Below are 24,250 nucleotides of genomic sequence, written 5' to 3'. Positions count from 1 at the left end.
GTGGGGGATCAGCGATCGCCGAGCAAGTGGTGGGCACTCGGTGCGCTGCTGCCGCTCGTGCCGTTCGCCCTCATCGGCCGTCTCGCTCCCACGCACCTGCTCAGTCGGCTCTACTTCTCCGGCGACCCGTGTCGCTGGGAGGTCGCGGCACACGGCGGGTTCGAAGCGTTCGTCGACAGCGGCCTCGAGTGTGAGGCATTCATCCGCTCGGACGCGTCCGCTGCGCTCTTCGACCCGAGCGGTCTCGACGACGTGCGTGGCGCGCTCGTGCTCGACCTCGCGTTCGCCGCGACGTTCGCCGTCGTCGGCTTCCTCCTGCTGAGGGCAGGGCACCGTCACTGGGCGCCCCGCCGACGTCGCGGCGACCGGTGGCTGTGGCGACACATGCCGAAGATCGCGGTCGCCGCCGGACTGCTCGACCTCGTCGAAACGAGCGGGCAGCTCGTCTGGCTCGATCGTCGCCCACCCGAACTCGTCACCTGGCTGATCGCGTCGATCGCCTGGTGGAAGTGGGCCATGTACGCGCTCGCGCTCGTCGGGTTCTTCGGCCTCGTCCTCGGACCCGTCACCGCCCGCGGCATCCGACCGGTGATGAACAAGCTGCTCGGACTCGTCGATCGCGTCTTCGACGACGGGGTACCGATCGATGCCACGCCGCCCGACCGTGTCACGCGTCCCGAACCGGAAGAACGACTGGGCATCACCGCGTCAGGCGGAGGCATCCGATCGGCGGCCGTGATGGCCGGTCTCTTCAAGGGCCTGGCGCGTGACGGGACGCTGCAGCGAGCAACCTGGCTCCACGCCGTGTCGGGCGGAGGATTCACCTCGGGCGGTTGGCGCGCGTCGAGCGTCGCTCGTGACGAGGTCGACCTGTTCTCCGATCGTCCACCGCCAGACCCGCGAGGCAGCACGTCACACCCGTGGATGACGAGCTTGCGCACGCGGCGGCGCTACCTCGACAACGGCACCTGGTCGATCGTGGGTGGAGTGATCGGTGTCGTCGTGCGCACCATCATCGTGCTCGGCAGCGTCGTCGCAGCGGCGGTGCTCGTCGGCTGGGCGGTCGGATGGCTGACCGGGTCGGCAGCCATCCATCCCGGATTCTCCAACCGTCTCGACCCGACCGAATTCGCCGACCTGTACACGTGGCGTCTCGTGCTTCCCGGTCTCGTCCCGGTCGCGATCGCCGTCGGCGTGTTCGTCTGGAGCCGAACCAGTCCCGATCAGCGACTGCGCAAACAGGCCGACGGATTCTCGATCGCCCTCGGTTCGCTGGGCGTGTTGCTGCTCGTGTTGCTCGTTGCGATTCCGATCGGCATCTGGGTCGGCCGACCGTTGCTCGATTCCGGCCTCGACGCCAGCACCGACACGCCCGGCAGCGGCGCCGAGTCGAGTGCCCGGTGGGTCGGCCTGTTCTCCTCGGCGGGGCTCGCCGCCGCGGTGTGGCGAATGCTGCAGGCCGAGGTCACGCGACGTTGGAGTCGACTCGGCGGTGTCTTTCTCGTCGTCGGGCTGCTCGCGCTCGCCGGCAAGGTCGCCGACGATCGAGCGAACGGCGAGGGTTTCTTCAGCGTCTGGTGGGTGCCGGTCGTGGCGGTCGCGTGGCTGGTGTTCGCCGACGTGTTCCCGAGCCACCGCCTCACCCTCAACGGCATCTACCGCAAGCGCCTCGCCGAGACCTTCCTGCTCGGACGTGGCGACACGCCACCGCTCGACACGATCCCGTACAGCCAGGAGCCGGTGTGGCCGTACTATGCCGGCGCCGACGGCCCCGAACTCGTTCTGTGCGGCACCGCACAGTCGACCCGACTCGAACTCGGCGGACTCCCGGCGCTCGGCTTCGCGTTCCGCCCGTCAGGAGTCAGTCTGTACGGCAACGATCACGGGTTCCCGACGTCGCGGTATCCGACGGGTTCGTCGTGGCAGGGATTTCCTCGCCGATGGACGGTGTCGCGCTCGATGGCGCTGGCGGGAGCGGCGTTCTCGTCCGCGATGGGTCGACAGTCGTACGGCTCGACCAACGCGCTGCTCGCCGCGGTCAACCTGCGCCTCGGCATGTGGGTCCCCAATCCCCGCCGCCACGACTGGTTCGACAGCGACACGCCCGACCGCAACGGCGTGCCGTACCCGCCGCCGCGCGTCCACCTCGGCTACTTCGTGAAAGAACTGTTCAATCGGTACGACGCCCGCGACGACGCCTTCGTCTACGTCACCGACGGCGGCCACCGAGACAACCTCGGGGTCGTGGAACAACTCCGAGAGCATCCCGACCGGATGATCATCCTCGACGCGAGCGGCGACCAGCGTGGTGGTTTCGGCACGATGCGCCAAGCGATCGCTCTGGCCGATGTCGAACTCGACGTACAGATCGACCTCGACTGGGAACCGCTGCTCTGGCCGGAACACGACGTCCCGCAGGACTGCATCACGACCGGTACCGCCCGCTTCCGTGACGGCAGTGGGCACGAAACTGCGATCGTCTACGCCAAGGCGCAGGTGTGCGACACGACGCCGGCGTCGCTTCGCCAGTTCGGCGCCACCGATCCCCGCTTCCCCGATTACTCGACCGGTGATCAGTTCCTCACCGAAGAGCAGTGGGACCGGCTCGTGGAATTCGGTGGACACATGGCCGACCGGATCCGTACGTTCATCTCGTGACGCTGACGTATCGAGTCCCGACCGACGACGATTTCGATGCGCTGTTGCGGCGCGACGAGGAAGCCTTCGGTGACGTGTTCGACGATGCTGCTCGCCTCGCAGCGCGTGACGCCGTCGATCTCGACCGGTTTCGGATGGTGCTCGACGGCCGCGACGTGGTCGGGCTGGCGGGCAGCTTCGAGATGGAGCTCACCCTTCCCGGCCTCGCGGTGGTTCCGCTCGGCGGCACGACCTGGGTGTCGGTGGCGCCGACGCACCGCCGCCAAGGGATCCTGCGTCGACTGCTCGACGACGTCCACCGCGACATCGCCGATCGAGGCGCGCCGATCGCCGGGCTGATCTCGAGCGAGGGCGGCATCTACGAGCGCTTCGGCTACGGCATTGCCACGCGATCTCGGGTCACCACGATCGACCGTCGTCTCGTGTCGATCGCTCCTGACTTCGTGCCAGCGCCTGGCTCGGTCCGCTTGGTCGATCCGATGGAACTCGTCGACGAACTGGTCGAGATCCACACGCGGTATCGCCGTGCCCGCGCCGGCGAGGTCGATCGAAGTGGCGCGGTGATGAAGCGTCGGCTTCATCGACTCGGTGCCGGTGTGCGCTGCGCGCTGCACGCGGACGGGTATGCGCTGTGGAAGATCGTGAGCAACTGGGGCAATGCCGAACCGCAGCACCGTCTCGATCTCGGCGAACTGACCGCGTGCACGGCCGACGCTCATGTCGCGCTCTGGCACGTGGTGTTGTCGCACGACCTCGTCGGGCCGATCCGTTCGGAACAGGCGATCGGGCTCGACGATCCGTTGCCGTACCTGCTCACCGATCAACGAGCGGTCCGGACCGACGCGGTGCACGACATGTTGTGGCTGCGACCCGACGACGTCGGTCGGCTGTTCGCCGAGCGCAGCTATCGCGTCGACGACACGTTCGTCATCGAAGTGAACGACACCGGCGAGCGCTGGCGGGTGACGGCGGATGATGCCGAGCCGACCGACACCGCCGCCGACCTCGTCTCCACACGTGCGGGTCTCGGCTCGCTGCTGCTCGGCGGCACGTCGGTCACCGAACTCGCCCGCGGCCGCCGCGTCGAGATCGACCCGGCCCTGCTGGGGCGCGCCGACGCCTTCTTCGGCTGGTCCCCAACCCCCCGCTGCACCACCATGTTCTGACGGAAGACCGAGGGTGATTTCTGCCCAGGCTCGATGTGTACGCGTGAGGGTGATTCCTGCCCAGGCAAATTGTCGTCGCGTGGGGGTGATTTCTGCCCAGGCCAAATGTCGTCGCGTGGGGGTGATTTCTGCCCAGGCTCGATGTGTACGCGTGGGGGTGATTTTTGCCCAGGCTCGATGTGGTCGCGTGGGGGTGATTTCTGCCCAGGCTCGATGTGTACGCGTGGGGGTGATTTTTGGCCTGGCTCGATGTGGTCGCTTGTCAGGTGCGGACGGGGCGGGCGAGGCCGCGGTAGCGGACCGGGCGTTCGTCGAGTTCTTCGAGGTAGTGCGCGGTCCAGCCTGCGGTTCGGGCGATGGCGAACAACGGGGTGTCGGCCGGGAAGCCGCCCACGAAGTGCAGCGCGCCGAGCGCCAGGTCGATGTTGGGATGCTGCGGCACCGACGCTCCCGCCTCGACGAGCAGCGACTCGACGATCGGGAGACGGCGCTGTGGATCGGGGAGTTGCCGCACCTTGCCGAGCAACAGATCGAACCGCGGGTCACGCTGTCGATAGATCTTGTGTCCGAACCCTGCGATCCGTTGCCGTGCAGCGCGAAGTTCGTCGAGCACGACGCGCGCCCCGCGCTCCTCGGCATCGACGAGCAGATCGTGGGCGAAACGCGCCGCCGATCCGTGCAGCGCACCTTCGACCGTTGCCAACCCAGCGAGCATCGCCGCACCCGGTGACGAGCGAACCGACGCAGCGACTCGCACCGCCAACGTGCTCGTGGCCAACTCGTGGTCGGCCAACAGCACGAGGGCCGAGTTGACCGCCTCGACCAGTTCGGTCGGGGGATCCGGGTGCCACGTGCGCGTCAGGCGACGTGCGAACGTTCCGGTGGTCTCGGCATTGCCGAAGTGCGGCGGGATCGAGGCGAGGAATGCCCTGGCGAACTCGGGCGCGTCGTCGTTGGGGCCCGACCGGATCAACGCCGTGGCGAGCACCATCAGCTCGGTCACGTCGAGGTGCTGTGACGCCTCGATGCCGTCGACCGCCCGCCACACCGGCGTCGAACGGGGGAGTGACCGGGTCCACAGCAGTTCGGCAACACGCTCGAACGGCTCGTCGATCAGCGACTCGACCGACCGGTTGCGGTAGGAGAGGCCGTCCTCGTTGAGCTGAGTGACCGAACTGGCGATGAGGACGTCGATCGTCGGCGGCGGTGCTTTCGACACCCGCTTGCTGCGCGTGTTCAACGCGTCGAGTTCGGCGACGTCGAACAGGGAGGCGCGCCCGTCGGCGGCCGTGACACGGCTCACGCGGCCGCGACTTACGTAGGCGTAGAGCGTCGGCAGCGACACGCCGAGACGGCGGGCTGCTTCGGGAGCTCGGACGAAGGTGGTCACGTGTCCACTCTGACCCACCGCGGCGCGTAGATCAACGTTGATTCGGTCAACGTTGACGCGTCGAGCATCGGCGTCGCGCCGACGAGCGTCTCGCTCGGGTCAGACGCCGAGTGCCGCTGCCATCGCTCGAGTGCCGGCGACCAGCGCCTCCGACTGAGCTTCGCTGAGCGGGAAGAAGGCGTTCAGCAACATCGTGTTCGTCGCCTCCTCGGCCGCTGCCATGCGCTCGTCGCCGTCGATCGGTACCGCGGGCGCTTCCTCCCAGCCGAACATCGCGACGTCGCCGGGACGCTTGATGGCGTGGGCCTGCGCATCGGTCAGCCCGTTCGCGAGCACGGCGCACAGATGAGCGCTGCCACGGAGTTCGCGGAGCACCGCAGCTTTCTGCATCGCGCATGCCGCCGGCTCGTCGGCGCAGTTCATGCCGGAGATGCCGGCGAACAGCGGGAGGCCCGCCGGGCTGGCCGCGCTGATGACGACGTCGGCTGCCTCGATGTACGCCTCGAGCCCGTCGAGCCCGGCGAAGTGTTCGGCGCCGCGCTTGCCGCACTCGTCGAAATAGGCCTGCGCACAGGTCAGCGGGTCGATGGTCTGCTTCGCGCTGTTGTAGATCTTGTCGATCAGCGACGGGTGAAAGTAGCCGAACGCCGACGACACGACCGCCGCCGACACGTCGCCGAGCACTCCGGCACGGCCGAGCACGTAGAAGCGGAAACCGTCGAGCCCCAGTTCCTTGCCGGCCGCCACCGTCTTCGGGTCGAAGTAGAACGCCGCGCCGATGTTTCCCGTCGGGCCGGCGATGGTGGTGATGGTGTCTTCGGGAGTCATCACGCCATCGTTGTGCATGGCGACCCACGCGGTCGAAACGAAGCCGGGCCTCCGAATCGGGGCCCAGATAGCCTCACCCGCTGTGACGTCTCCAGAACCCACTCGAATCACGCCGGAGGCGGTGGCCAAAGTGGCAAGCCTCGCTCGGCTCACGTTGACCGACGACGAGTTGCACCAGGCGACCGATGAGTTGGGCGCGATGCTCGACCACTTCGCCGACATCGATGCACTCGATCTCGACGACGTCGAGCCGATGATGCAGCCGACACCGCTCGCCAACGTCATGCGTGACGACGTCGTCGGGGTGATGCTCGACCGCGACGAAGTGCTCGCCGCCGCACCGGTCGCGGAAGACGGACGATTCCGGGTGCCGCCGATCATCGGACTGGACGACTGATGAGCGAGCAGATCCAGACCGCAACGCAGATCGCCTGGAACGTCCGCAACGGCGTCACCAAGGCGACCGACGTCGTCGAGGCGCACCTCGCCCAGATCGATGCTCGCGAGGGCGAGGTCCACGCCTTCAACCTCGTGCTCGCCGACGAAGCGCGAGCGCGAGCCGCCGAGATCGACGACATGGTCACCGTCGGCCGCGACCCGGGCCTCCTCGCCGGCGTGCCCGTCGCGCTCAAAGACAACATGTGCACTCGCGGGGTCCCGACCACGTGCTCGTCGAAGATCCTCGACGGATGGAAGCCGCCGTACGACGCCACGGTCGTCACCCGTCTGGCCGAGGCCGGCGCCGTCACGATCGGCAAGACCAACCTCGACGAGTTCGCCATGGGGTCGTCGACCGAGAACTCCGCGTTCGGGCCCACCTACAACCCGCGCGACCTCAGTCGCGTGCCCGGCGGTTCGTCGGGCGGCTCGGCTGCTGCGGTCGCCGCCGAGTTCGCTCCGGTCAGCCTGGGGTCCGACACCGGCGGGTCGATCCGCCAGCCCGCAGCGCTCTGCGGCGTGGTCGGCGTCAAGCCCACATACGGATCGGTGAGCCGACTCGGCCTCATCGCGTTCGGATCGTCGCTCGATCAGATCGGGCCGTTCGCCCACACCGTGGCCGACGCAGCGCTCACCCTCGAAGCCATCTCCGGCCACGACGCTGGTGACTCGACGAGCATCCAGCAGGGTCCGCTCGACCTCACTCGCCAACTCGAATTCGGCGTCGCCGGTCTGCGTATCGGCCGCATCACCGATCTGCCCGAAGGTGCCAGCCCCGACGTGCAGGAACGCCTCGAGGTCGCCTTCGACACGCTCCGTTCGGCAGGCGCCGAGATCGTCGACGTCGAAGTACCGGCGTTCGGCTACGGGCTCACCGCCTACTACCTGATCGCCCCGGCCGAAGCGTCGAGCAACCTCGCCCGCTTCGACGGCGTCCGCTTCGGCCACCGCGTCGACGCTGCCGACACCAACTCGATGTACATGGCCACGCGCACCGACGGCTTCGGCGCCGAGGTGAAGCGGCGCATCATGCTCGGCACGTACGCGCTGTCGGCCGGCTACTACGACGCCTACTACGGGCGGGCACAGAAGGTCCGCCGCCTCATCGCCAACGACTTCGCCGCGGCCTACGCCAAGGCCGACGTGCTGCTCACCCCGGCGTCGCCCACCGTTGCGTTCGAAGTCGGCGACAAGTCGTCCGACCCGCTTGCGATGTACCTGTGCGACACGTACACGATCCCGTCGAACCTCACCGGCGACCCCGGCATGAGCGTGCCGTTCGGTACGGGCGAGCACGGCCTCCCGGTGGGCGTGCAGATCCTCGCACCGGCACTGAAGGACCCGGTGATGTTCCAGGCCGCACACGTCCTCGAGCAGCACATGCAACACGAAGGAGGTGCGTCATGAGCATCGTCTACGCGAACGACGACGGCTACTTCCCGTCGAACGACGAACACGAGAAGTGGATGCACGACGGCTACGAGATGGTCGTCGGGCTCGAAGTCCACGTCGAACTCGCCACCGCCACCAAGCTGTTCTCGGCGTCGCCGAACCGTTTCGGTGACGAGCCGAACACCAACATCGACCCGGTCACGCTCGGGCTCCCCGGTGCGCTCCCGGTGCTCAACCGGCAGGCGGTGGAGTTGGCGATGCGGCTCGGACTGGCACTCAACTGCCGGGTGCAGAAGTCGACGTTTGCCCGCAAGAACTACTTCTACCCCGACATGCCCAAGGCGTATCAGATCAGCCAGTACGACGAGCCGATCACCGCCGACGGCTGGCTCGACCTGCCCGACGGGTTCCGCGTCGGCATCGAACGCGGTCACCTCGAGGAAGACACCGGCAAGTCGACGCACGTGGGTGGCACGGGTGGCCGGATCCACGGCTCCGACTACTCGCTGATCGACTTCAACCGCGCCGGCGTTCCGCTCGTCGAGGTCGTGTCGCGGCCCGACATCCGACATCCCGAGCAGGCCAAGGCGTACGTGTCGGAGCTGCGTGCGATCCTCGTCGCCATCGGGGCGTCCGACGCCAAGATGGAGGAGGGCTCGATGCGCGTCGACGCCAACGTGTCGGTGCGCAAGCCCGGCGCCGACTTCGGCACGCGATGCGAGATCAAGAACGTCAACTCGGTGCGTTCCGTCGGTCGGGCGATCGAGTACGAGGCGAAGCGCCAGATCCTGCTCATCGAGAGTGGCGAGAAGGTCGTCCAGCAGACCCGTCACTGGGACGAGAACGACGGCAAGACCCACACGCTGCGGTCGAAGGAAGACGCCGACGACTACCGCTACTTCCGCGAACCCGATCTCGTCGTGGTCGATCCCGATCCCGAGTGGATCGAGCGGGTGCGCGCTGCGCTGCCGGTCCTGCCGGCCGAACGGCGTCGACTCCTCGCCGAGGCTGCGGGCGTCGCGACCGACAGCGAGGCGGTCATGGTGGTCGTCGAGCGCGGTCAGGACTCCTACGTCCTCGAAGTCGCCAAGTTGGGCGGCGATGCGGCGATCGCGCTCAAACACGTGAAGGAACTCGCCGAGGCGGGCGACATCCCGGCGGTCGACATGGCCGAGCTGACGACGATGGAGTCGTCGGGGGCGCTCACCGCCACGCAGGCCAAGCAGGTCGTCGCCGAGATGGTCGAGAGCGGTGGCACCGCCGCCGACATCGCCGCGGCGAAGGGCTTCGAGGCCATGGACACGTCCGAGCTCGAAGCGATGGTCGACGCGGCGATCGCCGAGCAGCCCGACGCGTGGGAGAAGTTCTGCGCGGGTGAGGGCAAGGCGATGGGTGCGCTCGTCGGCGCGGTGATGAAGGCGTCGAAGGGGCAGGCCGACGGCAAGGCCGTCACCGCCCTCCTCAACCAGAAGAAGCCCTGACCCGGACGGTTCGTCTCAGAGACAAACCGTCCGGATCGACATCTCGACGCGTTTCGGGGCTGGTGACGTCTACGATCTGGCGCACGCATGCTGGCGAACATCATCACCGACCTCACCGACAAGCTGGACGAGTTCTCGTCGAACTGGTGGTTCCTGCTCGTCATCTTCATCATCGCCCTGCTCGACTCGATCATCCCGGTCGTGCCGAGCGAGACGACGGTCATCATCGGCGGCGTCGCCGCGGGGCAAGGCAACCAGAACATCGCCCTCGTGATCTTCGCTGGTGCGTTCGGTGCCTTCTGCGGAGACAACATCGCCTATTGGATCGGTGACAAGTTCAAACGCCGGGTCTACGCGTGGGCCGACAAGAAGCCCTCTCGGCGAGATCGACTCGACGGCGCCGCCCGCCAGATCAAGAAGCGGGGCGGGATGCTGCTCATCACCGCACGGTTCATTCCGGGCGGACGCACCATCCTGACGGTCTCGTCGGGCGTCACCGAACAGCCGCGTCGCTGGTTCATGGCGTGGATCGCCGTGGCCACCACGATCTGGGCGTCGTATGCCGGCCTGCTCGGGTTCTTCTTCGGCAAGCAGTTCGAAGACAACCACACGCTCGCGTTCTGGCTGGCGTTCGCCACGGCACTGAGTATCACCGGACTGATCGAACTCGTCCGTTGGCTCCGTGAGCGGCGCAAGCGGCCGGCCGCCGCCTGAGCGACCTGCGTTGCGGCCGCATGGCCTACGCCACTGGGGACGCGCTCAGGACTCGCCGGCGGTGCCGCCGAGTTCGGCGATGAGGTTCTCGAGTTCGGTGAGATCGAGGCTGTCGTTGAACATCTCGGCCATCTCGTCGTGCGTCTCGGCCGCCTCGAAGATCGAGCCGATCGTGATCGCCACCGTCTCGACCTGTCGGGTGGCGAACCCCTGCAGGAGCGGCTCGACCATGTCGTCGTTGATCGGGATGAACCCGCTGTAGGCGCGATACGAGTCGCCGACGGGCACGAGCCGCCCGATCATGCACCAACCCTGTTCGAGGGGTTCTTCGGGGATCGATTCGCGAACCGTCAGACGCGAGCGGGTCGACAGGTCGATGAGGTCGAGCGCCTCGTGCGTCGACCGGGCCACCTCGAACACGCTGCGCTGACTCTCGGCCCAGGCCTCGGCCAGGGCGACTTCATCGGCCGGGAGCAGGGCGCGTTTGGCGTCGAGGAATCGGCCGGCGAGCCCGGCCTCGTGGAGCGCCATGTCGGTCGGGAGATACGACTGCGTGACCATGCGGCGCAGCCCCGGATCGGTGACGTCGCCGAGGATGTCGTCGGCGATGGCGGTGGGAAGGTGCGGTGCGACGAGCCCGAGGTAGCGCATCATCTTGACGTACAGCCAGCTGGCCCGGTGCTCGATCGTGTGGAGCTCGTTGCCGAGGTGACACTGCTTGTACTTGCGCCCGGAGCCGCAGGGGCAACGGTCGTTTCGGCCGGCCATCGGTTTCGGTCGGAGTGCGACGAAGGGAGCGATCTCCTCGGCCAACTCGACGCCGAACCCGTGGGTCGCGTTGACCGGATCGAACGGCGCGTCGAGGTCGATCTCACCTTCGACGCCCGCTCGGTCGAGCAAACGGCGGGCTTCGATCGGATTCGACCGATCGGCCTCGATGGCTGCGAGATCGGCCAAGACCAGCGCATGCTCCGAGTCGGCGACCCGCTCCAGCACGTCGACGGCCTCGGTCGTCTGCCCGTTGATCGAGAGCTGACGAGCACGCAGCCACGACACGCCGGCCAGAGGTTCGTCGCCGAAGGCGTCGACGAGGTGATCGACGATGTCCTGGAGCGGCTCGCCGGGCTGCTCCAGGTCGGTCCAGTGATCCCACGCGGCTTCGGCGACGTCGGCGTCGTCGAGCATCGTCGCGACGAGTTGCAGTGCGCTGGCGACCTCGTCGGGAGTGTCGCCGAGCGCGAGTTCGCCGGTGTCGGTGCGCGCCGTCGCGGCGCCTGTCAGGAGCACGAACATGTTCGCCTGGGCGCGGGTGAGCCCGTACTCGATCTCGGTTCGTCGAAGTCGGAACTCGTCGTCGAGCAGGGTCCAGTCGGTGCCGACGGGACCGACGAGGCGGTGACCGTGCAATTCGAGGTCAGCGGCGGCGAGGAGGTCGGGGATCGGGGTGAGTGGCGCCGAGCGATGCTGTTCGGGTTCGGCGATGAGCATGTCGATGATGACGTCGTGGCTCGACGCGGTGACGACGTCGGCCGGCTCGTCGGCCAGGATGCCGGTGAGTGATTCGGTGCGTGCACAGCGTTCGAACGCGGCACGCACCGCGGCGATCTGTTCGTCGGATGGCGCCACGCTCGTGCCGGTGGCGAGCTGCACGGTGTGTTCGTCGACCAGCGTGACGGCGGCGACGCCGTCGGCGTACTGCTCGAGCGAACCCTGTGGCCAGATGACGACCTCGCGGTCGACCCCGTCGACGTCGAAGCCGTTGGTGCCGAGCGCTCCGAGCGGCGTGCCCTCGGCGTCGACGACCGTGACCTCGCCTCGGGCGAACCACCCGGACAGCGCGGTGAGGTGTGGGTCGGCGAGCAGGTGGTCGTCGGCCGCGTCGGCGTCGTCGATCGGAACGTTCCAGGTGACCGCCCGGGCAACGGCCGGGAGGTAGGCGATGCGCCCGTCGATGAGGCGCGTCAGCGACTCGTCCAGTTGCGTCACGTGCGTCAACTCGTCGACGCCATGGGCGTCGGTGGGCCACGTCGTGACACCGCGTTCGGCGAAGGCGGCCCTCAGTTCGTCGACCGTCATCGCCGATGCGCCGAGGACGTCGATCACCGAGTCGAGTGTTGTCGTGGGGTCAGCCATCGCTCCAGGCTGTCGCCGCCGTCGCCCGATCGCTACCGTTCGGCGCGGATTGCGTCGAACGCGTCAGGCCAGGCGGTCGTCGAGCCAGGCGACGATGGCGGCGAGGACCTCGTCGCGCTCGGGCTCGTTCATGCACTCGTGTCGAAGACCGTCCCAGACTCTGCGAGTGACGTTCGGCAGCGCAGCGAGTGGCTCGGAGGCGCTCGGCGGGACGAGGGTGTCGTCGGATCCGTGGAACACGTAGGTCGGTACCTGCAGCCGAGCGAGCGAGTCGTTGGCCGCTCCCATCGCGCGCAGAGTCTCACGGCCGAGGCGCGCCGTCGACGACGACTCGCGCAGCGGGTCGGTCTCGTAGGCGCGCTGTACCTGCTCGTCTCGTGACAGCACGCTGCCGTCGAAGTCGGCAGGGAGCCGCAGGCCCGGCAGGATGGTGCCGACCGCAGGAGCCAGCGTGCGCTGCCAAGCGGGAAGCTCGGCAGCAAGCGCCGGCGAGCTGAGCACGGCCAGGTCGGGTTGCGGACGGTCGCTCACGAGGTACGTCGTGGCGACGAGTCCGCCGAGCGAGTGGCCCATCAAGATCACGGGAAGCTCGAGCGCTCGCTGTCGGACGACGAACGACTCGAGGTCGCCGACGAAATCGTCGAACGAATCGACGTAGGCGCGGCGACCTTCGCTCAGGCCGAACCCTCGCTGGTCGTACGAGACGACGTCGACTCCCGCGGTCGCGAATGTGGCGCCGACGTGCTCGTACCGACCGGAGTGCTCACCGATGCCGTGCACGAGCACCATCGCGGCCCGAGCTGGTGTGGCGGCGGGGGCCCAGTGCCGGACGAGGAGTTCGAGCCCGTCGACCGTCGAAGCGTGAGACGTGGTCGACGCGATCATCGACGCTGATGCTACCGCTGCGAGTCCACGTCGAAGAGAGCAGGCGAGTGGCGACAGCGACCGTCCACCGGACGGTTTGTCTCTGAGACAAAGCGTCCGGGTGGGCATCCCCCGGAACCGTCAGGGAATTGACTACCGTTTTGCCCGTCACTTGCCCGATCCTCCCTCAACACCAGGTCAGGCCCCGAAAAACTTCTCGGAGTTTGTGTCGACATCCTTCAAGTTGTCGTGGGACCTGCCGAAACAACACTGGTGCGTACGCGCGCCGTGCTGTCGCCCCGCCCGCGGCAGCTGCATCGAAAACCGGAGCCCCCCACATGAAGACCATGATTCGTACCGCCGTCGTCGGCGGACTCGCCGCGAGCGCGATCGCCGTCCCGTCGGCACTGCCGACCCCGATCGTCGAAGCGGCAGGAGACCCCGATGTCGTGCTCACGAAGGCGATGCCCGAGGAAGTGTTGTACGGCGACCCGATCACGGCGACGTTGACCGCCACGACCGCCGCAGGGGAGACGACCGACGGCTACAACCTCAGCTTCACCGACACGTTGCCGGAGGGTGCGGTCTTCGCAGGGTCGGATCCATCGCCGAGTCGGATCATCGATCTGCCCGGGGCGAACGGCACGGCGATCGTGTGGGAGAACGTCGCCGACCTGCTCGCGGGTGCATCGGTGAGCCTGTCGTACACGTTCACCATCGATGAGACGGAATTCGACATCGGCGACGACGTGGTGAACTCCGCCGGGGCGTACGTGAGCAGCAACCCGCGCGACATTCCCGACTTCGACTCGGAGGGCGCCAACATCGCCAACGCGCAGACCGACGGTTCCGACACGGCGATCGCCGCCACCACGCTCATGCCGTTCGAACTGCGAAAGACCGCGCAGGGCGACGAGAACGAGCTGCTCCGCGGCGTGCACGATCACAAGACGATCTTCACGCTCACGGTCGACAACAACCAACTGGTCGGCTCGAGCGATTTCACCCTCGTCGACTACCTCCCCGCAGGGCTCGAGTTCCTCGAATGCGGCGACGTCGACAACTCGTCACCGGGCGAGGAGTACCCCACCTCCGGCCGCATCGACGGCACGCCGGCCCCGACCCCGATCATGCCGATCCCGTGTCCGGTCCCGACGTCGGTCACGACGGTCACCGATCCGGTCCACGACGGCACGGCGCTTCCGCCGGGCGTCTACACGCGCGTCGAGTGGGACGCAGCGACGCTGATCGCCGCGTCGCCGACCGACGACCTGACCCCGACCGGCCTCGCCCCCACCGAGAGTTTCAGCATCTACTACGTCGCAGCGGTTCCGCTGCGTGAGAACGTGCAGGCGTCGCTCACCGACACGGCAGCGAACCTCGACAACAACACGGGTCCGCTGACGTACGACGAGCAGGAACTCGTCAACCGGGCGTTCACCGGCGGCACGACCGACGGCGACGACTACACCGACGACGACCGCGCGCTGGTCACCGCCGAAGACCTCAGCATCCACAAGAACGTCGACAACGGCACGTTCACCCACGGGGCCAGCGCCGAATGGGAGTTCACGGTCGAGTCGAGCGAGTACCACCTGTCGACCGACACCGTGATCACCGTCACCGACACGATCCCGAACGGGCTCGAGTACACCTCGTCGAGCCTGCCGCCCTCCGCAGGTCCGACGCCTGGCCCCGTCGGCGGAGGCCCGGTCGACGGCACGCAGATCGTCGAGTGGCAGCTCCCGGCGTTCACGGCACCCAACGGTGTCGTCACGTGGACGCTGGCCACCACCGCGCTCGCCGACTACCGCGCGCCGCTCAGCGGCCCGGTCGCAGCGAACGATGCGTGGTCGAACACGGTCGTGCTCACCGCTGACGCGACGATCATGACCGACAACGACGGGTCGAGCACGCCGAACCTGCCGGTGCCGGACGACTCGGCAGCGAGTCAGGCCGCCGACGACGTCACGATCGTGAAGGAGGTCGCCGATCCGGTCGCCGGGACGGTCACGTGTGGCGACGGATCGGCGCTGACCTTCACCGAGGACGTCGCCTACGACTACCGAGCCGGCGACCGCGTCTGCTGGCGTCTCACGGTCGAGTTCCCGCTCAACCTCGACACGCTCTCGCCGCTCATCAAGGACTACCTGCCCGGCGGCTACGCCTACGAGAGCTGGGACTTCGGAGCGAACAACGACTTCGGCGTTCCCGGCGGCGGCGGCGCTCCCGCCGGTGTGAACTTCACCTCGACTGTCGATGACATCGCCGAAGGAATCCTCATCTGGGACCTCGAAGATGCCGAACCCGTCGGATCGACCTTCGAAGTCGTCGTGTCGACGCTGATCACCGGTGGTGCCGCACTCACGAACGCCGACATCACCCGCAACCTGATGAAGTTCAGCTACCAGAACACGGCGAACAGCCTGTTCCAGGATCGCAGCGACGCCGATGCTCGCTACGTCGAACCCGTACTCTCGATCGCCAAGGGACACACACCCGGTGGTCGCTTCCTCGGAGGCGAGACGGTCGACTACACCGTCACGGTCACCAACCAGGGCTTCCTCGACGCCGACAACGCCACGATCACCGACGCGCTCCCCGCCGGGATCACGTGTGACGACGTCACCCTCACCGCGGTCGGAGCGCCGGCGGCGGTCACGTGTCCGTCCGGCACGTCGACCATCACCTGGACCGGCATCGACATCGCAGCCGCAACCGAAGAGGCACCGGTCGGATCGGGCGTCGTCGAGACCCCGGGAAGCACCGCGCTGACCTACTCGGTGTTGCTCCCGATCACGCTCAACCCGAACACCAGCCTCACCAACACGGCGACCCTCGTCGACTACCAGACCGCCACGAACACCGGCACGCCCAACGACTGGACCTCGGGCGAGACCGCCACCGACACCATCCAGATCGTCGACGCGACGATCGCCAAGACCCGCACCACCGGGACCACGCAGACCGGTAACAACGCGGCGAGCCAGGCGACGATCGGCGAGACGATCACCTACACCGTCACGGCCACGATCCCCGGTGGCACCACCACGACCAGCGGCGTGATCAGCGACACGATGCCGGCCGGCATCCGACTCGACAACGCCACCGTCACGCTCAACGGCGGCGCCGCACCGGGAACGTTCGTGAGCGACGCCACCGGCTTCACGTTGACGCTGCCCTCCCCGTACACCAACAACGCCGGCAGCGACGTGTTCGTCTTCACCCTCACGACCACCGTCACCGACGTGCCGGGAAACGTCGGACCGGGCTCGAGGAACAACGTGGCACGGCTCGTCTGGAGTGCCGGCAACCGCACCGCGAATGCGTCGACCAACATCGTGGAGCCGTCTCCGACCGTCTCGAAGGCCAACAACACCGGTGACGACCTCGTCACCCCGGGCGAGTTCGTCCAGTACACCCTCACGGTCGCCACGACCGGATCGGCAGCCAACGACGTGGTCATCGTCGACACCCTGCCCGATGACGTGATTCCACTGGTCGGACCCGGCCCTGCCGCAGACGTGGCCGACGGCGGAACCGTCGCCAGCGGTGGCGAATGGGACCTCGGCACACGGACGATCACCTGGGACCAGGCCGACATCGCGGGCCTCGCGACGGTGAGCGCCGGGAGTCCGGTGACGATCGTCTACGACACCCGCATCAACAACCCGCTCACCGGCGACATCCGACTCACGAACAACGTCGACCTCACCGCGACCTCGATGCCCGGAGCCGACCCGGACGAGCGCACCTACACGGCCAGCGCAACCGACACGGTGGTCGCTCCCAGCATCTCGGTGCTCACCAAGACTGCCGATCCGACGACCGCCACCGTGGGTGACACGGTCGACTACACCGTCACCGTCGGCATCCCCGCCGACGTGATCGGCTACGACCTCACGATCCTCGACGACCTGCCCGCCGGAACCGAGTACGAATCTCTCGTCTCGGTCTCGTGCAGCGAGCCGGCGGCGGCGCCATGTGCCCCGGCTCGGTCAGCATCGGAACTGAGCGCTGACGGCGACACCGGCACGATCGGCTTCTACGTCGGCGACGTCAACCCCGGCTCACCCGAGGCACAGACGATCACGCTCGTCTACCGCGTCCGTGTGCTCGACGATGACGTCAACGTGGTCGCTCCCGCCGACCTCGACAACTCGGCTCGCTCGCTCCACAACATCACGAACAAGATCGCGGGCACGCCGACCGGTATCCCCGCCGGACCGTTCGACAACGAATCCGCCGAGCGGGTCGGCACGGTCGGCGTGGTCGAACCCACGCTCGTGATCGACAAGGACATCGCCGGACAGACCGGCGACTCCGACACCCGACGCCACCAGCCCGGCGACACCGCCACGTTCACCGTCCGCGTCGAGAACACCGGAACCTCCCCGGCGTACGACGTCGTGGTGACCGACACCCCCGACAGCCGGCTCACCGACTTCACGCCGGCGGCAGGCGTCTCGACGTCAGCGCTCACCGATGGTGACCAGAGCGACGGCACGCTCGGCTGGTTCATCGCCGGCCCGATCCAACCGGGCGCGGCCAACGCGATCACGCTCACCTACACACTCGACATCCCGAACACGCTCGGCCCTGCCGACGAAGTCGTGTCCGGCTTCGAAGTGACCAACACCGCCGACATCCCGCAGTACTTCGGTCATCCCGAAACGACTCGGACGGCGAACCCGACCATCGCCTACCGCGAGTACGGCGCCGGTGACTACGACGTCACTCCCGACACCGTCAACATCGAACTCGACCTGGCTCGCATCGGCGATCGCGTCTGGTACGACATCAACGGCGACGGCGTCCAGGATCTGGGCGAGCCGGGCCTCAACGGCGTCGACATCACCGTGACCTATTTCGGCCCCAACGGCGTCGCCGGTGGTGGCGACGACGAGACGTTCACCGCCATCACCTCGGGCAATGGCGACTGGCAGGTCATCGAACTGCCCGGCGGCGCCTACCGGGTCGACGTCGACAGCACCGACGTACCGGCAGGTATGAGTCCCTCGTGGGACCTCGACGACCTGCTCGCATCGCCCGACGGCGACTGGGACGGCACGCTCGCCCAGAACGGCGACCGTGACGACGTCGACGCCGGATTCACCGGCAGCGGCTCGATCGGCAACCTCGTCTGGTTCGACCAAGACCTCAGCGGGGCGCAGAACAGTCCCGAGCCTGGCCTCGGCGGCATCGACGTGACCCTCGTGTGGGCCGGTCCCGACAACGACCTGGGAACCCCCGGCGACAACGTCACCTACACCGACACCACCACGGCGACCGGGGCGTACCTCTTCGAGCAGTTGCCCGCGGGCGACTTCCAGATCACGGTCGACGGCAGCGACCTGCCGACCGGCATGTCGTTCGTCTCCGACCCCGACGCCGGCACCGCCGACGGCGTGTCGACGACCACGCTCACGGCCACCGGCCCAGGCGTGGACGACCTCACCCAGGACTTCGGCGCTGCCGGCTCGCTCACGATCGGCGACACCGTCTATCTCGATCGCGACGGCAGCGGCGACCAGGCAGTCACCGGCGAGCCCGGCCTCGAAGGCGTCACGGTCACGCTGACCTACGCGGGCGCCGACGGCATCCTCGGCAACGCCGACGACATCGTCTTCACCGACGTCACCGACACCAACGGTGAGTACGGCTTCGCCAACCTGCCGCCCGAGGACTACCGCGTCACGGTCACCGGCCCGCTCCCGAGTGGATCGGTCAACTCCGACGACCCCGACACCGCCGGAACCGGCGACAGCACCAGCGTCGTGGCACTGACCGTCGACGACGAGGATCAGGACTTCGGCTACTCCGCGGACTCCGAGATCGGCGACCGCGTCTGGTGGGACCTCGACCGAGACGGCGTGCAAGATGCCGGTGAACCCGGCATCAACGGCGCGACCATCACGGTCACCTACCTCGGCCCCGACGGCCTCGCCGCCGGCGGAGACGACCTCGTCTTCACCACCACCACGAGTGGCGACGGCGACTGGTCGATCACCAACATCCCCGATGGGGAATACACGGTTGCGGTCACCGCAGGCATTCCGGCCGGCTTCGACCAGACCTACGACGACGACGGCATCGCCACACCGAGCACCAGCAGCACGACGCTGACGACCCTCGACGACGACCAGGACTTCGGCTACGCCGGCAACTCGTCGATCGGCGACACCATCTGGCTCGATCGCGATGGCGACGGCACGATCAACGGCGACGAGACGGGCATCCCCGATGTCACCGTCACCGTCACCTGGGCCGGCCCCGACGGCGACCTCGGTACCACTGGCGACAACGAAGTGTTCACTCGAGTCACCGATGACGACGGCCTGTACTCGGTCGTCGGTCTTCCCGCCGGCACGTACGAGGTCGAGGTCGACACCGCGACGCTGCCCGGCAACGTGTCGGTGACCTACGACGTGGTCAACGGAACGACCACACCGTCGAGCACGGCGGTCGTGACGCTCGGAACCGCGGAAGATCTCGACACCGTCGACTTCGGCTACCAGGGTGACTCGTCGATCGGCGACACCATCTACTGGGACCGCAACGGCGATGGCGACCAGGACACGCCCGGCGACAGCACCGACGAGCCCGGTCTCGAAGGCGTCACCGTCCAACTCGTGTGGGCCGGCCCCGACGGCGACCTCCTCACCACCGACGACAACGCCACCTACACCACGCTCACCGACAGCGACGGCAACTATCTCTTCGATGGTTTGCCCGAAGGCGAGTACGAGGTCAACGTCATCGCCGGCCTTCCTGCCGGGATGACGAACACCGATGACGAAGACGGCGACAACGACTCGTCGACGCCCGTCACCCTCGGAGCCGCCGACGATCACGACACCGCCGACTTCGGCTACAACGGGTCGGCCACGATCGGCGACACCGTCTACCTCGATCTCGACGGCAACGCCGAACAGGCGGCCACCGGCGAGCCCGGCGTGCCCGGGCAGACGGTGACCCTCAACTTCGAAGGTGCCGACGGCACGCTCGGCACGCCCGACGACATCGTGCTGGCCACGGTGACCGACGCCAACGGCGAGTACGAGTTCACGAACCTGCCCGACGGAGAGTTCCGCGTCACGGTCGTCGGCGGCATCACCGACGATGCTTCCAACTCCGAAGATCCGGACGGTGGCACGCCGAACCAGTCCGACGTGGTCATCGCCGGCGGCGTCGACGACCTCGATCAGGACTTCGGCTACGAGGGCGACAACGCGCTCGGCGACACCATCTGGTGGGACATGAACCGTGACGGGGTCATCGACCCGGTCGCCGACGAACCACGCCTCGCGGGCGTCGACGTCCGCATCACCTACGCGGGAGCCGACGGCATCCTCGGTGGCGCAGGCGCAGCCGACGACATCGTCATCTCCACCGAGACGACCGGCGCCGCCGGTGACTACTCGGTCGACCGACTGCCGAACGGCGACTACAGCGTCGAGGTCATCACCTCGACCCTGCCTGCCGGCATGGACAACACGTACGACGCCGATGGCGGCACGGCGACGCCGAACGACATCAGCTTCGTCAACCTGCCCGGCGCCACCGACAACGACCTCCAGGACTTCGGCTACGCCGGAACCGGGTCGATCGGCGACCTGGTCTACTTCGACCGTGACGGCGACGGCGTCCGCGGCGCACCGCTCGACGAGCCCGGCATCGCCGGCGTCGAAGTGACGCTCACGTTCGCCGGTGCCGACGGCATCCTCGGCGGCGCTGGCGCAGCCGACGACATCGTCGTCACGCAGATCGCCGGCTCCGATGGCGAGTACGACTTCACCGGTCTTCCGGCGGGCGACTACACCGTCGAGGTCACGAACGGCATTCCGACCACGGCCGTCAACTCCGACGATCCCGACGTACCGGGCGAGCCCGACGTCGGCGACAGCAGCTCCTCGGTCACGCTCGCAGCGGGCGAAGACAACGATGACCAGGACTTCGGCTACGACGTCGAAGCCGGGCTCGGCGACCGCGTCTGGTGGGACTTCGACCGCGACGGCGTTCAGGACGAGGCGACTCCGGGCAGCCCGCGCGAACCGGGCATCAACGGCGTCGAGGTCACCGTCACCTACTTCGGTCTCGACGGCGTTCGCGACCTGCCCGGCGACCCCGACCCCGACGACGAGGTGTTCGTCACCACCACAAGTGGCGACGGCAACTGGATGGTCAACGACATCCCCGAGGGCAACTACGCCGTCGAACTGACGGGTGGCCTGCCTGCCGGCTTCACCAACACCTACGACCCCGACACCGGGCTTCCGGGCGCCGACGGCAACGCCGAACTCGCCGGGCACACCGGCCTGAACGTGGCGCAGGACTTCGGTCTCGCCGGCGACTCGTCGATCGGTGACACCGTGTGGCTCGACCTCGACGGCGACGGCACGATCAACGGCCAAGAAGTCGGCCTCGAAGGCGTCACCGTGAACCTCACGTGGGGCGGCCCCGATGGGATCGTCGGCGGTGCCAACGGTGCCGACGACGTCGTCATCGCCGTGGTCACCGACGCCAACGGCAACTACAGCTTCGAGGGTCTCCCCGCCGGCGAGTACGTCGTCACGGTCGACCCGGCCTCGTTGCCCGACGGCCTCACCCCGTCGTTCGACCTCGACGGCGACATCACGACGCCCGACGGTTCGACGCCGGTCACCCTCGGCGCGGCCGAAGACATCGACACCGTCGACTTCGGTTACCAGGGCAGTTCGTCCATCGGCGACACGATCTTCTTCGATCGTGACCGTGACGGCACCCAGCAGGTGGGTGGAAACGGCGACGAGCCCGGCCTCGCCGGCGTCGTCGTCACGCTCACCTGGGAAGGCGAGAACGGGATCTTCGGCGACGCCGACGACGAGATGTTCACCACCTTCACCGACACCGACGGCTTCTACGAGTTCACCGGCCTCCCGGCCGGACAGTTCCAGGTCGATGTCGACACCACGCCGACCGGCGGTCTGCCGGTCGCGGTGACGAACACGGTCGACGAGGACGGCAACAACAACTCGTCGACGCCGGTCGTCCTGGGCGTCGACGACGTCCACGACACCACCGACTTCGGCTACGCCGGCGTCGCCTCGATCGGCGACACGATCTTCATCGATCTCGACGGTGACGGCGAGCAGACCGGCGACGAGCCGGGCGTGCCCGGACAGACCGTGACGCTCACCGGCGATCAGGGCACGTTCACCACCGTGACCAACGCCGACGGCATGTACAGCTTCGACAACCTGCCCGACGGCGACTACATCGTCACCGTGGTCGGCGGGATCGTCGACACCGCCGTCAACACCGGCGACCCCGACAGCGCCGTCGGCGCCGGCGACAGCACCGCGGCGGTCACCATCTCCGGTGGCGTCCCCAACGACGAGCAGGACTTCGGCTACCAGGGAACCGCCGCACTCGGCGACACGCTCTACTTCGACGTCGACGACGATGGCGTCGACGACGGCGCAGCGACCGAACCACGCCTCGACGGCGTCGACGTGGTCGTGGTCTGGTTCGGACCCGACGGCGTTGCCGGCGGCGGCGACGACGTCGTCATCCCGACCGACCCGACCAACAGCGACGGCGTGTACAACGTCACCGGTCTCCCCGCCGGCACCTACAGCGTCACCCCCGACGAGGGCGACATCCTGCCGGGTCTGGAGGCCACGGTCGACGCCGATGGCGGAGCCGACGGCACGAGCACGGTCACGCTCGCCGACGGAGAGGTCGACCTCGACCAGGACTTCGCCTACACCGGCACCGGCTCGATCGGTGACACGGTGTGGCTCGACCTGAACGACGACGGATTCCTCGACGACGGCGAACCAGGACTCGAAGGCGTCACGGTCACGATCACCTGGCTCGGACCCGACGGCGTTGCCGGCGGCGACGACGATGTCGTCTACACGACCACGGTCGCCGACGATGGCAGCTACCTCGTCGAGAACCTGCCGGCAGGCGAGTACACCGTCGAACTGTCGGGCGTGCCCGGCGGGCTCACCGGTGCCACCTCGTCGGCCACGACGTTGGCTCCCGGCGAAGACGACCTCGACCAGGACTTCCCGTTCATCGGCAGCGCCAGCGTCGGTGACACGGTCTTCCTCGACGTCGACGACGACGGCGTGCAAGACAGCGGAGAACCGGGCGTCGGTGGCGTCACCGTCACCGTCACGTCGTCGGGTTCCGACGGCGAACTCGGCACCGACGACGATCTCGTCATCGTCACCACCACGGCGCCCGACGGCACCTACACGGTGACCGGCCTTCCCTCCGGCCCGACGCAGGTCGCGGTCGACCCGGGGACGCTGTTGCCGGGGACCGTGCCGACCTCCGACGCCGACGGCGACGACCCGAGCGTGTCGACGATCGACCTCGAGGCAGGGGAGAACGACGTCGACCAGGACTTCGCCATCGCCGGCGACGGTGTCATCACCGGCACGGTCATCGACGAAGGCGACGGCTCGGGAATCCCGAACGTGACGATCACCATCACCTACGACGGGCCCGACGGACCCCTCGTCATCGTCACGACCAGCGGCCCTGACGGCGGCTACGAGGTCACCGGCCTCCCCGTCGGCGACTACACCGTCGAGATCCTGATGGAGGATCAGCCCGACGGCTACATCCCGACGGCGCCGACCAGCGTCGACGTCACGGTCACCGCGAGCGACCCGACGCCGCCGAACGTCGACTTCCCGTTCGTCGAGCCGGGCTCGATCGGCCGGACCATCTTCATCGACATGAACAACAACGGTGTCCAAGACGCCGGTGAAGGCGGCGCTTCGGGCGTCACGGTCACGCTGCTCGACGAAGACGGCAACGTCGTCGCCACCACCGAGACCGACGAGGACGGCAACTTCCTGTTCGACGATCTGCCACCCGGCACGTACACGGTCGTGCTCGACCCCGACACGTTCCCCCACGGCCTCGGTCTCACCGTCGATCCCGACGGCAATCCCGACGGTCGCTTCGTGGTCACGATCGGACCGGGTGAAGACAGCCGGGCCGCCGTGTTCGGTCTGGCCCCGCCGGTGCTGCCCCGCACGGGTTCGGGCGTCGGCGTGCTCCTGCGGATGGCGGCACTGCTGCTGGCCGCCGGTGCGGTGCTGATGCTGCTGCGTCGTCGCCGTGACGACGACGTCATCACGATGAAGCTGTAGAACACCTTCGAGCGTCATCGGTGACACGGA

Annotated in this window: 11 protein-coding genes; 7 read left to right on the top strand and 4 right to left on the bottom strand. The window is 67.9% G+C overall.

Annotation, left to right across the window (positions count from 1 at the left end; translation table 11 throughout):
- A complete protein-coding gene (locus YM304_RS16980; protein WP_015442947.1) occupies positions 1-2,658 on the top strand; it encodes a hypothetical protein in 2,658 nt (885 codons plus the stop codon).
- A complete protein-coding gene (locus tag YM304_RS16975) occupies positions 2,655-3,824 on the top strand; it encodes a GNAT family N-acetyltransferase (RefSeq protein ID WP_015442946.1) in 1,170 nt (389 codons plus the stop codon). Before YM304_RS16980 ends, YM304_RS16975 begins: the two co-directional genes overlap by 4 nt.
- 262 nt (positions 3,825-4,086) lie before the next feature.
- Here the strand turns inward: YM304_RS16975 and YM304_RS16970 are convergent, their stop codons facing one another.
- Positions 4,087-5,214 (bottom strand): citrate/2-methylcitrate synthase, encoded by a 1,128-nt coding sequence (locus tag YM304_RS16970; RefSeq protein ID WP_015442945.1) that lies wholly within the window; start codon positions 5,212-5,214, stop codon positions 4,087-4,089.
- Between the two features lie 99 nt (positions 5,215-5,313).
- On the bottom strand, positions 5,314-6,042 hold the full coding sequence (locus tag YM304_RS16965) for an SCO6745 family protein (RefSeq protein WP_154723516.1): 729 nt from the start codon (positions 6,040-6,042) through the stop codon (positions 5,314-5,316).
- Positions 6,043-6,124: 82 nt separating this feature from the next.
- On the opposite strand from YM304_RS16965, the gene gatC reads away from it, so the two are divergent.
- The 4 genes from gatC (at position 6,125) to YM304_RS16945 (ending at position 10,067) form a co-directional block, all read left to right on the top strand.
- Positions 6,125-6,439, top strand: a complete 315-nt coding sequence (gene gatC, locus YM304_RS16960) for an Asp-tRNA(Asn)/Glu-tRNA(Gln) amidotransferase subunit GatC (RefSeq protein WP_015442943.1) — start codon at positions 6,125-6,127, stop codon at positions 6,437-6,439.
- Positions 6,439-7,887, top strand: coding sequence for an Asp-tRNA(Asn)/Glu-tRNA(Gln) amidotransferase subunit GatA (gene gatA / locus YM304_RS16955; RefSeq protein WP_015442942.1), 1,449 nt, complete (start codon positions 6,439-6,441; stop codon positions 7,885-7,887). The genes gatC and gatA overlap by 1 nt, the downstream gene beginning before the upstream one ends.
- Positions 7,888-7,946: 59 nt before the next feature.
- A complete protein-coding gene (gene gatB, locus YM304_RS16950; RefSeq protein WP_041300430.1) occupies positions 7,947-9,353 on the top strand; it encodes an Asp-tRNA(Asn)/Glu-tRNA(Gln) amidotransferase subunit GatB in 1,407 nt (468 codons plus the stop codon).
- An 87-nt stretch (positions 9,354-9,440) separates the two neighbouring features.
- Positions 9,441-10,067: a DedA family protein gene (locus YM304_RS16945; RefSeq protein ID WP_015442940.1), complete on the top strand. Its 627-nt coding sequence runs from the start codon at positions 9,441-9,443 to the stop codon at positions 10,065-10,067.
- Positions 10,068-10,112: 45 nt separating this feature from the next.
- On the opposite strand, the gene YM304_RS16940 is transcribed toward YM304_RS16945, so the two are convergent.
- Both YM304_RS16940 and YM304_RS16935 read right to left on the bottom strand, forming a co-directional pair.
- Positions 10,113-12,200, bottom strand: a complete 2,088-nt coding sequence (locus tag YM304_RS16940; RefSeq protein WP_015442939.1) for a YecA family protein — start codon at positions 12,198-12,200, stop codon at positions 10,113-10,115.
- A gap of 63 nt (positions 12,201-12,263) precedes the next feature.
- On the bottom strand, positions 12,264-13,085 hold the full coding sequence (locus YM304_RS16935; protein WP_015442938.1) for an alpha/beta hydrolase: 822 nt from the start codon (positions 13,083-13,085) through the stop codon (positions 12,264-12,266).
- A 317-nt stretch (positions 13,086-13,402) separates the two neighbouring features.
- On the opposite strand from YM304_RS16935, the gene YM304_RS16930 reads away from it, so the two are divergent.
- The gene (locus YM304_RS16930) at positions 13,403-24,220 is read left to right on the top strand and encodes an SdrD B-like domain-containing protein (protein WP_015442937.1); all 10,818 of its coding nucleotides are present in this window, start codon (positions 13,403-13,405) and stop codon (positions 24,218-24,220) included.
- The last annotated feature ends 30 nt before the right edge of the window (positions 24,221-24,250 follow it).

This window comes from Ilumatobacter coccineus YM16-304, assembly GCF_000348785.1.
Taxonomy (GTDB): domain Bacteria; phylum Actinomycetota; class Acidimicrobiia; order Acidimicrobiales; family Ilumatobacteraceae; genus Ilumatobacter_A; species Ilumatobacter_A coccineus.
This window is presented reverse-complemented; position numbering and strand designations above follow the sequence as displayed.

Bases quoted from the DNA above. Each gene is read 5' to 3' on its own strand.
- YM304_RS16965 (WP_154723516.1), bottom strand. From the start codon at position 6,042: ATGACTCCCGAAGACACCATCACCACCATCGCCGGCCCGACGGGAAAC.
- gatA (WP_015442942.1), top strand. From the start codon at position 6,439: ATGAGCGAGCAGATCCAGACCGCAACGCAGATCGCCTGGAACGTCCGC.
- gatB (WP_041300430.1), top strand. From the start codon at position 7,947: ATGCACGACGGCTACGAGATGGTCGTCGGGCTCGAAGTCCACGTCGAA.
- YM304_RS16945 (WP_015442940.1), top strand. From the start codon at position 9,441: ATGCTGGCGAACATCATCACCGACCTCACCGACAAGCTGGACGAGTTC.
- YM304_RS16940 (WP_015442939.1), bottom strand. From the start codon at position 12,200: ATGGCTGACCCCACGACAACACTCGACTCGGTGATCGACGTCCTCGGC.
- YM304_RS16935 (WP_015442938.1), bottom strand. From the start codon at position 13,085: ATGATCGCGTCGACCACGTCTCACGCTTCGACGGTCGACGGGCTCGAA.
- YM304_RS16930 (WP_015442937.1), top strand. From the start codon at position 13,403: ATGAAGACCATGATTCGTACCGCCGTCGTCGGCGGACTCGCCGCGAGC.